At 47.5% G+C, this 13,904-nt stretch carries 10 protein-coding genes; 7 read left to right on the plus strand and 3 right to left on the minus strand.

Translation table 11 applies throughout. The features are described 5' to 3' along the window. The first annotated feature begins 206 nt into the window (after positions 1-206). The 4 genes from recJ (at position 207) to HMPREF1536_RS21475 (ending at position 6,537) form a co-directional block, all read left to right on the plus strand. Positions 207-1,931, plus strand: a complete 1,725-nt coding sequence (recJ, locus tag HMPREF1536_RS21460) for a single-stranded-DNA-specific exonuclease RecJ (protein WP_028729109.1) — start codon at positions 207-209, stop codon at positions 1,929-1,931. Between the two features lie 9 nt (positions 1,932-1,940). Continuing rightward, positions 1,941-3,878, plus strand: coding sequence for a RecQ family ATP-dependent DNA helicase (locus tag HMPREF1536_RS21465; RefSeq protein ID WP_028729108.1), 1,938 nt, complete (start codon positions 1,941-1,943; stop codon positions 3,876-3,878). A gap of 89 nt (positions 3,879-3,967) precedes the next feature. Beyond that, complete coding sequence (locus HMPREF1536_RS21470; protein ID WP_028729107.1) at positions 3,968-5,269, plus strand: ABC transporter permease; 1,302 nt, start codon at positions 3,968-3,970, stop codon at positions 5,267-5,269. Between the two features lie 8 nt (positions 5,270-5,277). Next, positions 5,278-6,537: an ABC transporter permease gene (locus tag HMPREF1536_RS21475; RefSeq protein WP_028729106.1), complete on the plus strand. Its 1,260-nt coding sequence runs from the start codon at positions 5,278-5,280 to the stop codon at positions 6,535-6,537. Between the two features lie 93 nt (positions 6,538-6,630). On the opposite strand, the gene HMPREF1536_RS21480 is transcribed toward HMPREF1536_RS21475, so the two are convergent. Continuing rightward, a complete protein-coding gene (locus HMPREF1536_RS21480) occupies positions 6,631-7,548 on the minus strand; it encodes a ThuA domain-containing protein (protein ID WP_028729105.1) in 918 nt (305 codons plus the stop codon). 130 nt (positions 7,549-7,678) lie between these two features. Between HMPREF1536_RS21480 and HMPREF1536_RS21485 the strand changes: the two genes are divergently transcribed. Continuing rightward, complete coding sequence (locus tag HMPREF1536_RS21485; protein WP_028729104.1) at positions 7,679-9,223, plus strand: ClC family H(+)/Cl(-) exchange transporter; 1,545 nt, start codon at positions 7,679-7,681, stop codon at positions 9,221-9,223. A 3-nt stretch (positions 9,224-9,226) separates the two neighbouring features. Here the strand turns inward: HMPREF1536_RS21485 and HMPREF1536_RS21490 are convergent, their stop codons facing one another. Both HMPREF1536_RS21490 and HMPREF1536_RS21495 read right to left on the minus strand, forming a co-directional pair. Then, a complete protein-coding gene (locus HMPREF1536_RS21490; protein WP_028729103.1) occupies positions 9,227-10,774 on the minus strand; it encodes an ATP-binding protein in 1,548 nt (515 codons plus the stop codon). 114 nt (positions 10,775-10,888) lie between these two features. Beyond that, the gene (locus HMPREF1536_RS21495) at positions 10,889-12,565 is read right to left on the minus strand and encodes a putative transporter (RefSeq protein ID WP_028729102.1); all 1,677 of its coding nucleotides are present in this window, start codon (positions 12,563-12,565) and stop codon (positions 10,889-10,891) included. Between the two features lie 112 nt (positions 12,566-12,677). On the opposite strand from HMPREF1536_RS21495, the gene HMPREF1536_RS21500 reads away from it, so the two are divergent. Then, positions 12,678-13,487, plus strand: a complete 810-nt coding sequence (locus HMPREF1536_RS21500) for a peptidylprolyl isomerase (RefSeq protein ID WP_028729101.1) — start codon at positions 12,678-12,680, stop codon at positions 13,485-13,487. Between the two features lie 33 nt (positions 13,488-13,520). Beyond that, positions 13,521-13,898, plus strand: a complete 378-nt coding sequence (locus HMPREF1536_RS21505; RefSeq protein ID WP_225608039.1) for a hypothetical protein — start codon at positions 13,521-13,523, stop codon at positions 13,896-13,898. The last annotated feature ends 6 nt before the right edge of the window (positions 13,899-13,904 follow it).

Here is a 13,904-nt window from a genome sequence, read left to right on the forward strand (position 1 = left end):
TATTGTGACAAATGTACAAATCATTCGTGTACTTATAAAAAAATAATAACAAAAAAACTATTTTACCCGGGCTATTGCTATTATCCATTTTAAATTCCTAATTTTACAGGTTGAATAGAAAAGAAGTGAAACAAGTGTTTCATCCGGGAGAAACTATTACAAGCCGTAAGGCTATAGATAGATAAAAAAGAAAAAAACAATATATAATGATTAACAAATGGAATTTTCAAACCCCGACAGAAGAAGAATTACGTAAGAGAGATGCGTTGGCGGCTGAAATCGGTTTCAGTCCCATTATCTGTCTCCTGCTTGTTCAGAGAGGGATTACCACGGCAGAAGAGGCTAGAAAGTTCTTTAAACCCAATCTGGGCGACCTGCATGATCCATTCCTGATGCCGGACATGGATAAAGCGGTAAAACGGTTGAACAAAGCGCTTGGGAATAAAGAAAAAATTCTGGTGTACGGTGATTACGATGTGGACGGAACGACAGCCGTCTCACTTGTGTTCAAGTATCTGAGGCCTTATTCTTCAACCCTCGATTATTACATACCGGATCGGTATGACGAAGGGTACGGTATTTCTTACAAGGGGATTAACTATGCGCATGAAAACGGCGTAACGTTAATAATTTCACTCGACTGCGGTATCAAAGCGATCGAAAAGATCGAGTACGCAAAAGAGAAAGGTATCGACTTTATTATCTGCGACCACCACATGCCGGACGATACGCTTCCGGATGCTGTGGCTGTACTGGATGCTAAACGGGTGGACTCGATCTATCCGTACGAACATCTGTCGGGTTGCGGTGTCGGTTTCAAATTCATGCAGGCGTTTGCCAAAAGCAACAACTTCCCTTTCTCCGAACTGGAAAAGTTGCTGGAGCTGACAGCCGTCAGTATCGCTTCCGATATCGTGCCTATCACGGGAGAGAACCGTATCCTGGCCTATTACGGGCTTAAGCAACTGAACAGCAACCCCAGCCTGGGGCTGAAAGGGATCATAGACATCTGCGGACTGACCGGGAAAGACATCACTATCAGCGATATCGTATTCAAAATAGGCCCCCGTATCAATGCTTCCGGACGAATGATGAACGGAAAAGAGGCGGTAGACCTGTTGCTAGCCAAAGATGTGGAATCGGCTCGCGAGAAAAGTGAAAATATCAACCAGTACAACGACGAACGCCGTGAACTGGACAAGAAAATAACGGACGAAGCCAACGCGATCATCGATGAATTCGCCAATATGGAAGACCGGAAAGCAATCGTGGTCTTCAACCGGGGTTGGCATAAAGGCGTGATCGGCATCGTTGCTTCGCGTCTGACAGAGAAATATTACCGCCCGGCAGTCGTACTGACCAAGTCGTCCGAACTGATCACAGGCTCTGCCCGCTCGGTTACCGGTTTCGACATCTATAAGGCGATAGAAAGCTGTCGCGACCTGCTGGAAAACTTCGGTGGACATACCTATGCCGCCGGCCTTTCCCTGAAAGAAGAAAACCTGGAAGCCTTCACAGACCGCTTCCTCAAACTGGCAGCCGAAGAGATCATCCCGGAACAGATGACTCCGCAGATCGACATCGATGCCATACTTGACCTGAAAGATATCAACTCCAAATTCATGAACGAGCTTAAAAGGATGAATCCTTTCGGCCCGGACAACCAGAAGCCGGTATTCTGTTCGCTGAATGTCAAAGACTACGGCACAAGCAAGCTGGTGGGCAAGGAACTGGAACATATCAAACTGGAACTGATAGACGACAAGTCGAACACGCCGATCCACGGTATTGCTTTCGGAATGCATGAACATAGCAAGCATATCAAAGGGATGAGCCCCTTCAATATCTGCTACACCATCGAAGAAAATACGTATAACGGAAACACGACCTTGCAACTCATGGTTAAAGACATAAAGGTCGATGACATATGAAGGAAGCCGGTGGACGTCTACCATAAGATATTAGAGAAGTACTGGGGATACCCTGCTTTTCGTCCTCTGCAAGAGGACATTATTCACTCTGTTTGTGAGGGAAAAGATACACTGGGACTCATGCCGACCGGTGGAGGTAAGTCGATTACCTTCCAGGTGCCGGCATTGGTCATGGAAGGGATATGTATTGTCGTAACCCCGCTGATCGCCCTGATGAAAGACCAGGTGGACAATCTCCGCCGTCTGGGTATCAAGGCGACGGCTGTCTATTCGGGAATGACCCGCCAGGAGATCATCGGCCAGCTGGAAAATTGCATCTTCGGTGATTACAAGTTCCTGTATGTCTCCCCCGAACGCTTAGCCACAGATATATTCCTGAGCAAATTGCAGGCCATGAACGTCTGTCTCCTGGTTATCGACGAAAGCCACTGTATCTCGCAATGGGGGTACGACTTCCGTCCCTCCTACATGAAGATAGCCGACGTCAGGGAACAACTTCCCGGTGTGCCTGTGCTGGCGCTTACGGCTACGGCAACTCCCGAAGTGGTCAACGACATACAGGAACGACTGCACTTCAAAGAAAAGAATGTTTTCCGGAAAAGCTTCGCCCGAAAGAACCTGTCCTATATCGTACGCCGCACGGAGGATAAGATAAACTCGCTGGTCTACATTCTGGGGAAAGTCCCCGGAACCGCCATCGTCTATGTGCGCAACAGGAAACGGACTAAAGAGGTGGCAACGATCCTGCGTGAAGCCGGAATATCGGCCGACTTCTTCCATGCCGGGCTTAACCGCGATGAAAAGACCCTTCGCCAGAGCCGCTGGAAGAATAACGAATGCCGCGTGATCGTATCTACCAACGCTTTCGGTATGGGGATCGACAAACCGGACGTGCGCCTGGTCGTCCATCTGGATATGCCCGGATCACTGGAAGAATATTACCAGGAAGCCGGACGCGCCGGACGCGATGAACAACGCGCTTATGCCGTCGCCTTATGTTCGAATACGGATACCGCCAAGCTGAAAAAACGGCTGGCCGACGAATACCCGGACAGGGAATTTATCAGCCGGGTGTACGATGCATTGGGCAATTATTACCAGATCGCAATGGGCTACGGACTCGATACGGTGCACGATTTCTCCCTGATCGATTTCTGCTCGGCCTACAAGTTCTCGCATCTGCAAGCCCACCATGCTCTGAAGATACTGGAACTGGCCGGCTACATAGAATATACGGAAGAACAGGATAATGCCTCGCGCCTGGTGTTCAGCGCCACCCGCGACGAGCTTTACAAGTACCTGCACCAGGACAAAAAGACGGACGAGGTGATCCAGTGCATCCTCCGCTCCTATACCGGGCTGTTTTCCGATTACGTATATATTAATGAAGGACTGATCTCTACCCGTACCGGACTGAGCCAGCAGGAAATATATGACGTATTGATCGGTCTTTCCAAATACCGGATCGTCAATTATATCCCGCATAAAAAGACACCGCTCATCATCTACACCCGTACAAGGGAAGAGCTGAAATACCTCTCCATCCCCCGTTCGGCCTATGAGGAGCGGAAGGAACGATTCGAAAACCGGATGAACCGGGTGATAGAGTACATCAACGAAGACCGGGTATGCCGGAGCCGTATGCTGATCTCTTACTTCGGTGAAAAGGGCATTTCCGATTGCGGTTGCTGCGATGTCTGCCTGGCAAAGAACGATTCGGGACTGAACAACCATACGTTCAACGCCATACGGGATACGTTGCTTGAAACGCTGGAAGAAACCGGTTCGCGGGAAGTTAAGAAGCTGTCGGAAGAGTTATCGTTCCCGGCCGACAAGGTCATAACAGTTGTCCGGTTCCTGGCTGAACACGACGACCGTTTTTCATTGGAAGACGGAACGTTAAGTCTCACGAAAACGAACACAGTGTCCGATAACGAACAGCAATAACCGGATAGCGATCGCTGTATTCCAACATATTAGCTTTATGGCACAGACTTTGTTATTATCGGTACCAAACAATAATAACAAAGTCTTTTATGTATAAAGTCTATTTCAGGCAAGCCGTTCAGATGCTGAAACAAAATAAATTCTTCAGCATCATTTATATAGCCGGTACCGGCCTGGCTATCGCTATGGTCATGATACTGGCAATACTCTATTATTTCCATACGGCCAACATAGAGCCGGAAAGTTACCGCAACCGGATGATGATCATCCAGTCCGGGAAAGTAGCCCAAAAGGACGGGAAAGGATTTGGCAGCAGCCAGCTATCTTACCCCACTATCAAGGAATGCTTTTATCCGATGCAAATACCCGAAGCCGTTACAGCCGTCATCCCGTTGGGCGAACAAAGCGAATTTATCCAGCTGCAAGGCAACAAGAATATTTACAACGGCCTTGTCATGGGGACAGACGCCGCATTCTGGAAAGTATTCAACTTCACATTCCTGTCCGGCACTCCTTATACGGAAGAAGAATTCACCTCCGGCATCCGGAAAGCCGTCTTATGCGAATCGCTGGCACGCAAACTGTTCAATACGACCGATGCGGCCGGAAAGACTTTTCTGCTGAACTTTGAAGAATACACGGTAGCCGGAGTAGTAAAAGACGTCCCCTCCATTACGAGTTATTGCTATGCCGAGCTATGGCTGCCGTTCACCAACCGGCCTTCGGTTATCAAAGGTGGTTCGTGGTGCGACTATGTCCTCGGAAGCATGCGGGTATATATCCTGGCTAAAAGCACCGGCGACTTTGATGCTATCCGTGCAGAAGCGGAAGACCTTTGCCGCAAATACAATACGACTACAGCCCGATATAACCTGGTGCTGAACGAACAGCCGGATAGTATTTTCCGAGCCTACCTGCGCAATGGAGAGTCATTCAACGTCCCCGACTATACCCTTCTTTATATACAGATCACACTGATCATCCTGATCCTGCTGCTGGTTCCCTCCATCAACCTGACGGGAATGACAGCTTCGCGCATGAAGAAAAGGATGGAAGAACTCGGTATCCGTAAAGCATTCGGTGCCATGAACAGGACACTGCTTATGCAGGTACTCTACGAAAACCTGCTGCTTACCCTGCTGGGAGGCGTGGCCGGATTACTGCTATCCTACGGACTGGTCAGCCTGTTCAAAGGCTGGCTGCTGGGAAGATATAACTGGGACGGCAGTTCGCTGACCGCTTCGATAGACCTCTCACCCGGTATGTTCCTGAACCCGGCCATCTTCGGATATGCTTTTGCCTTTTGCCTGATACTGAATTTACTGTCAGCCCTTGTTCCTGCCTGGCGTGCCCTCAGAAAACCGGTTGTCGATGCATTAAACGATAAATAAACTGAACCATGATACAGCACCTTTTAAAATTGATATGGATACAACGCAGGCAAAATGCCTGGATCGTTGCCGAATTATTCATCGTATTCATCCTCTTATGGTATATAATGGATTTTTTCATCACACTGGGATATACTTCTTCCATTGAGAATGCCTACGACATAAAAGACACCTACCAGGTACAGCTGGCCACCCTTCCGCAAAGCAGTCCGCAATATGTCCGTTATGAAGAAGAGAGTCAACAGGCTGCCACTGATTTCCAGACTATCCTGGAGCGTATTCGCCAGCATCCCCAGGTAGAGAGCGTATGCGTCTCCAATATGAGCGCCCCCTATTGTGCCAGCTACCGGAATACCGGGGTTTCAAAAGATACCACAAAGACAGTCTCCCGCCATTACCTGGAAGTGACACCCTCCTATTTCGAGGTGTTCCGCATCCATCCGCTGGCAGGAGGAAACCCGTCCCAGCTGGCAGAAGCGCTTAAGGAGAAAAGCGTTATTATCTCCCGGCTATTTGCACAGGATGAATTTCCCGACGAACAGGCGAAAGGGAAAACAGTTTATTTCCAGGGGAATGATGATGAATATATAGTAGGCGACGTTTGCGGCCCGCTCAAACGCGACGATTACAGGCCGGAAGAATACGCAGTCTATGAATTACTATCTAACGCCAATATAGCTCAAATGGACGAAGGCACTTTATCCGGATTTGAAATAAGCATGCGTGTCAAACCCGGATTGAACGAACGGGAATTCATACAGAACTTCCAGCAGGACATGCGGGAACAGCTGGCTGTCGGCAACTATATGTTATATAAGGTAAGGTCTTTCGACGACCTGCGCTATACCTTATACCTTTCGGACGGACGGATGGACGCCATCCGTTACCGGGTAGCTTTCATGGTATTCCTTATCTTCAACATCTTCCTCGGCATTATCGGTACTTTCTGGTTCCGCAATGAATACCGCAAACCGGAAATCGGCTTACGGTTGGCAGTCGGTGCTACCCGCAGCCAGATATTACAGATGATGATCGGTGAAGGCTGGCTGTTGCTAAGCCTGGTAGCCATCCCCGCTGTTATCATCTGTATCAACCTGGCAAAAATGGAGTTTATCGGAACAAACATCATGGATATTACATTCTTACGAATCTTCTTTGGCCTACTGCTGACCTATTTATTCATGGCTTTGGTCATCCTGCTCGGCGCCTGGTATCCCGCCTACCTGTCCTCACGGATTGCTCCGGCTGATACATTGAGAAGCGAATAACCCTATAATGAACTATATATAAGTGAAAAGCCCCTCGAAGTTGTTTGACTTCGAGGGGCTTTTCCGTAAAAGAAACAACTTTATATTATTGATTTATTTCTGTTCCTTATAATCCTTCCGGTAAGAGCATTGGCTCTCGGTCGGGAAATCTTTCGGGACTTTCTGGGTGACTTTTCCGGTAGCAGCCCATTCGGCACCACGCAGTAATAAGACCTGAAAACCTGTACATTGCATGGCTGTATTATTCTCGGCTGTTTCACCGGCATGTCCCAGCATCGTGTGGAAAATACGGGCATTACCGTAATCCACTGTAAAGATCAGCGGTTCTTCACGACCTGAGCCGCCTGTTTCCTTCTCCGAATAAGCGGTATAAAGGAGAGCACCGATATTACCCGGCCCGCGCATACGGTCGTACAATTCATCCTTGGTGTGGCGCCATTTCAAAGGTAATCCTTTTACGATCGGGTGTACCTTATCGCGTCCGTTCAGAACATACTCATGCTGACTGCCATGCGAACCTCCGGGGCCTGCAGAACTATCCTTGACCAGTTTACCGTCCTGCCAGTATACATACGGGCCTGCGTTCTCATTACGGTTTTCCCAACCACCCAAAGCACAGATCTTATTAAATTCCGGCCACTGGGAGAAAGCGTTGTCGGCTGCGTGGTAGACCACTACTCCACCGCCACCCTGCACATAATCGAGGAAGCGTTTGTTTGTTTCTTCGGGCCAGGAGTCGCCATTATAATCGAGTACCACCAATTCGTAAGGGGTAAAATCGAGCACAAAGCCCGACATATCTTTCCCCTGGGAAGGTGAAACCGCAAAATCGACAGAGAAACGACCGGAGTTTTCGAGTATTTGCTTCAGTACCACATGGCTAACCTGCCAGTTATGGTTATTCTGCCCTGTTATCAATAAAGTCCTGATGGGTTTCCTGGCCGATACCGAACACACACACAACATGGAAACCAACACAACAAATAGTTTTCCTAAAAATAAATGTCTCATGGTATTAATATGGTTTAAAGATTTGTACCGGCAAACTTACGGAAAAATTGACAGTTGACAATTCACAATTGACAATTATTTGAGGGAAGAGCAGAACCAAAGCTACGCCAGGCTTGTTTTTATCGAGCTTATGAAGGTAAACTGGAGGATATTAAAGCTGAAACTGGTGGATGCCAGACTCTATTTCGTGAGTCTCATCGTGGGGCTGCTTACCGGTCTGGTGGCAGTGCCGTATCATTTCCTGTTGCAGTTATTCTATAATTACCGGAAAGATTTCTTCGAGTCGTCCCCTCCCTGGTATCTCCATGTAGTCGCTTTCTTCACGCTTTGGGCAGTACTTATATTTGTCTCGCGACTGGTAAAACGCTGGCCGTTCATTGGTGGCGGTGGTATCTCGCAAACACGCGGGGCTATCAACGGCAGGATCGTATATAAACACTCACTCCGGCAATTGCTGGCAAAGTTTGTCGGCGGAGTATTGACACTGAGTAGCGGCCTTTCGATGGGACGGGAAGGGCCATCCGTACAAATGGGTTCCTACATAGGCGACCTGGTCAGCAAATGGGGTCATATCCTGAGCGGCGAACGCAAACAACTGTTGGCAGCGGGTGCCGGTGCAGGACTGGCGGCTGCTTTTGCCGCCCCGCTGGCTGCCACGACACTGGTGATCGAGTCGATCGAACGTTTTGATGCTCCCAAGACGGCTATTACCACGATACTGGCCGGAGTAGTAGCCGGTGCGATTGCCAATATGATCTTTCCGATCAATCCTTACCATGAGATACAGGCGGTAGCTCCAGACCTGACCTTCTCTTTACAGATCAAATTGTTCCTGTTGTTTGCCGTTGTCGTCTCCATCTTCGGAAAGTTTTATTCGCTACTGATGCTATACGTTAAAAGGATCTATCCTGCCATAAAGCAGCCGGAATATATCAAACTACTGGGGTTGTTGGTCATGGCCTACATTATTTCACTGACATTGACCGACCTGACCGGCGGCGGAGAACAATTTCTTATGGAGCAGGCGCTGGGAGGTACGCAAAGCATCCTGTGGATTACCGGAATGATGCTCTTACATGTGGTATTCACCGTTTATTCCTTCTCTTCGGGATTACCCGGTGGGAGTTTCATTCCGACACTCGTTACGGGTGGGTTGTTGGGAAAGATATGCGCACTCCTGTTAGTGCAGCATGGGGTCATCGCTCCCGAAAATATCAGTTATGTGATGCTGATCGGGATGGCTGCTTTCCTGGTGGCTGTTGTCCGTACCCCTATCACGGCGATCATCCTGATCACGGAGATTACGGGGCATTTTGAAGTGTTCTACCCTTCAATCGTTGTCGGGGGATTGACTTACTACTTCACCGAACTATTGGAGATAAAGCCTTTCAATGTAATGTTTTACGAGGAGATGATAAAAAAACCGCTCTTCCAGGAGGAGAAACGGCTGCAGCTCGATGTCGAAGTGATGGCCGGCTCCTACTTCGACGGCAAAGCGATCGACACCCTGCATCTACCGAACAACTGCCTGATCATCAACATCCACCGCGACCGTAAAAACTTCCCCCCAACCGGCCAGACGATCCTGCCCGGCGACCAGCTTACGCTCGAAATAGATGCACAGGACATCGAGAAGCTGTATGAGCCGCTGGTGAGTATGGCGAATATTTATTGACCTTCATATCACTTTCCAATCCGCAATATTACGTGTCTTTGTACTGAAATTCACTCCGATCTTAAAAAGTTTACGGGGATCGGAAGCGAAAGGTAAAGCGTAATCCTTTTCTTCAATCTGCTGTAAAGCAGTATCGGTTGTTCCGTCCAGCTTAAATTCCATGACATAGATAAAACGATCTGTCTGCAGCAGCAGGTCGATACGGCCTTCCGATGTATGGTATTCGGCTTTCACATAGAAGCCGATCAGTTTGCAGACAATGAACAGGACATTCTGGTAATGAAGCTCCAGATCACGCACCAGCTCGTAAGGAGTATCGGCAAAAAGACTTTGCAGGCGGCGAAAGAAAGCATTGTAATCGCCACTCTCCACTTCCTGAACGAATTTTACAATATGGAACGGCACCTCCACCTTGTCGGTATCGGCATAAAAAGGGAGCAGAAACTTCATAAAACCTTCTTCTACTTCCCGGTTGGGAAAGCCCAGGCGATAGATGCCGAAACGGCGGTCGTACCCTTTGATCGTGAGGTAACCGCTTTGATAGATTACAGGGATCGGGTTGGTAGAAGTGGAATCGATACTGTTCAGCACATCCGAGTCTGTCTCTGTATGTGCCATATTATATAGGTTGTAATGCGAACGTTTCAGCAGGTCTACCAGATAGGTGGGGGTACCGGTTTCAAACCAATAACTACCGAATTTACGTTTGGAAAAGGTGTTAAGCAGGCTGAAAGGATTATAGATACCGGGACTGTTCTCTACGAAATGATAACCATCGTAACATTCCTTCAACTCGGCACAAGTCTCCTCATAACCCATTTGCCCTGCGGCAGCAAGCACATGGATATCTTCTTCAAAATAGGCATGCAGTTCTTCTTCATTGATACCACAGAGGGAAATATACGGTTCCCACATCGAGATATCGTTCAGGTTATTTAAGTCGCTGAACACGCTGACCTGACCGAACTTAGTAACTCCGGTCAGGAAAGCAAATTTGATATAGCCGTCCATGCTTTTCATCACGCCGTAGAAGGCTTTCAACGTATCACGAAACTCCTTCTGCAGTTCATCATTATCGAGGGCTTGCAACATCGGCTTGTCGTATTCGTCGATCAAGATAACGACAGGCCGCCCGGTCTGTTGGAAGGCACGGCGAATTACTCCAGTAAAACGGGCTGAGAAAGTATTCTCCCGAGCGTCTGTCCCCCAAGAGTCTTCCCATAAAAATAAATGACGATCCAGTATTTGTTCGAGTCTTTCCTGCGAATCGAACTTCTCAGCATTGAGATCCATGTGCAACACAGGATATTGTATCCAGTCTTTCTCCAGCTTCCCGATCGCTAAGTCTTCAAACAACTCTTTCTTTCCTTGAAAATAAGCCTCAAGCGTGGAGATAAGCAGGCTTTTTCCGAAACGGCGGGGACGGCTCAGGAAGTAATAACTACCAGTGGTTACCAATCGATAAATCAGCTCTGTTTTATCGACATAGATGAAGCCCTCTTTACGAAGTTTCTCAAAGTTCTGTATGCCGATAGGATATTTTACTTCCATAACTCGTTTTAATTTTAGTGATACGCTAGCAAAGGTAGAGAAATATTCCATATATATACAAAAAAAGGTACCCACGATGAGTACCTTTTAATACATATATAATACGGACTGTCTTTACGCAAAGAACAAGATCAGCAACTGTGCCGTAAGCACGCGCAGGAACATGGTCAGCGGATAAACGGTTGCGTATCCTACGGAAGGGGCATCGTTACCGGCTGTCGCGTTCGAGTAGGCCAAAGCGGGCGGGTCGGTCGTGCTACCTGCAATAAGACCCATCAGCGTAAAATAGTTCACTTTACAGAAATAACGACCGATGCAACCGATAATCAGCAACGGAACAGTCGTGATGATAAAACCATAGCCGATCCAGGCAAAGCCACCGTTATTCACGATCGTATCTACAAAACCATCCCCGGCACTGATACCGACACAGGCAAGGAAAAGGGTTATACCGATCTCACGCAACATCAGGTTTGCGCTCTGAGTCGTATAAGTGACCAACTTATATTTATAACCGAAACGGCTGATCAGGATAGCCACGATCAACGGGCCACCGGCCAATCCCAGTTTCACAGGTTGCGGAATACCCGGGAAAGTAATAGGTATGCTACCCAGCACGATACCCAGTGCGATACCGATAAAGATCGTGATCAGATTCGGCTCGTTCAGACGCTTCATTGAGTTACCCAGTACCTTTTCTACATTTGTAACGGCCGTTTCAGTACCTACCACATTTACACGGTCGCCCACCTGAAGTGTCAGATGCGGGGTAGCAACCAAATCTACACCGGCACGATTGATACGGGTTATATTGATACCGTATAACTGACGCAGTTTCAGCTGTCCGAGACGCTTACCGTTCAGTTCCGGCTTCGTAACCAGAATACGGCGGTTGATAAACTGGCTTTCCATACGGATCCACTGTTTGCGTTCCATATCGATCACTTCACCAACAAAAGTCTTGATGGTATCGGCATCCTGTTCGGTTGTAATTACAAAAACTTTATCGTTCTCATGCAATACGGCATTAGCAGATGCTATTTCAATCTGTTTGTCGCTGTCATGCCAGATACGGGAAATAACGAAATCGCGGTGTTCCAACAGATAAGACAATTCCCCTACTGTTTTCCCGAATATAGCCGGATTTTTAACCACCAGGGAAATAGGTTTCGCCTCATTCGCATGGGAAGAATCTTCGTTATTCAACTGTTCATTTTCTTTGTCGAAATTTACACGGAATGCATAACGGACAAACATGATTGAAAGAATAATACCGATCACACCCAACGGGTAAGCGACAGCATATCCCAAGGCTATTGTATTATCCGCTGTTCCATACATGTCGGAATAAGCCTGCTGCGCCGCCCCCAGACCCGGAGTATTCGTTACGGCTCCCGACAGGATTCCTACCATAGTCGGCATTGGAATACCAGTCGTATAATGCAGAATAATAGCCGTTACCACTCCAAGAAATACTATCCCGCAAGCCAGCAAATTAAGCGTTACCCCTCCTTTCTTAAATGAGGAGAAAAAACCCGGCCCTACCTGCATACCCACAGAGTACACAAACAGAATAAGACCGAACTCTTTAAAAAAGTGAATCACATTGTGGTTGATCGTAAAACCGAAATGTCCGAGAATGATCCCCACAAACAAAACCAGTGTGATGCCTAACGAGACGCCAAACACCTTAATTTTACCCAATTGAATTCCGGCCGCTATCACAAACGACAGCAACAGGATGGAGTGGCCGATGCCTTCTCCCCATAATAAATCATTGATCCAATTCATATTCTAATATTAAAAAACCTTGTCACTCTTTAATAAAGTTGGCAAAGGTAACTATTTAGTTTGTGTTTAACAACATAAATGCTATCTTTACCCGACAAATAAAAACTGGAGCATGAATAAGATATATTACCTGATTTTGGTATTGTTAGCCAGCCTGGGAACCGCTCAGGCGCAAAACGCTGGAAAAACAGTCACTATCCAGACAAACGTCGGAACTATAAAGGCGCAACTATATGATGACGTGCCTAATCATGTCCGCGCATTCGTCAACCGGGCACGGCAAGGTGAATTTAACGGCACCCTGTTCACCCGCGTTATCAAAGAGTTCATGATACAGGGCGGTGCCCCCGATTCTAAAACAGCGCCTCCCGGTGCCCGTTGCGGTTTCGGTGATTCGTCTGCCGAGATCATGCCGGAAATGAACGATAAATATTTCCATAAGCGAGGGGCCCTGGCTGCTCCCCGGCAGAATGACGATGTAAACCCGCAGAAGAAATCGGATATGTCGCAGTTCTTTATCGTACAGGGAAAAGTGTACCGCAACGGCGAGTTGGACACATTGGAATTGATCGCTAACCAGGATATTCGTAAAAAAGCGCTCGATAAATTTTACCGTCCTGTAGCCGTAGAACTGAAAATGCAGAAACAGACGAACAAACGGGAATACAGCAAACGTATCAAAGCCATCAATATAAAGATAGACTCGATGATACAGGCAACGCCCGGCCATCTGCTCTTTACCGACGAACAGCGGAAAGCCTATACAACAATCGGAGGCTGTCATCACCTGGATGGTATTTATACGATCTTCGGCGAGGTAACGGAAGGTTTCGATGTATTGGATACGATTGCCAATCAGCCTAAAGACCAGTACGACCGTCCTAAAAAAGATATAAGAATTATAAGTGTAACCGTAGAATAACCCCCATCCATTATGCTAAAAAGAGATTTGATCATGGTACAGATAGAAGAACTGGGCAAAATGATCGCCCAGGTGATCTTCAACCGTAATAACAATGCAGCCGGGAAAAATCCGGAACTGATACAGACCGTTTACGAGAACTTGAAACTGACTTCAGATTTCCTGATGACAACGGCTCCCGACGATATCCTCCGTTTCCTCGACAATGAAGAGAAAAGCGGTGTCTTGCGTCTTGAGATCGCCATCAAGACTTTGATTGAAGATAGTTATCAGCAACCGAAAAACCAACCAGATATGCTAGTACGGGCTAAAGAGTTGCTGGAATACCTGCAAGCACACGATACCACGTTCTCGTTGGAAAGGGTTAATCTGATGAATGAGATTGAAAAGCTCCGTTCCTCTTGTCGCTGACAAGAG

Source organism: Parabacteroides gordonii MS-1 = DSM 23371 (genome assembly GCF_000969825.1).
Lineage (GTDB): Bacteria > Bacteroidota > Bacteroidia > Bacteroidales > Tannerellaceae > Parabacteroides > Parabacteroides gordonii.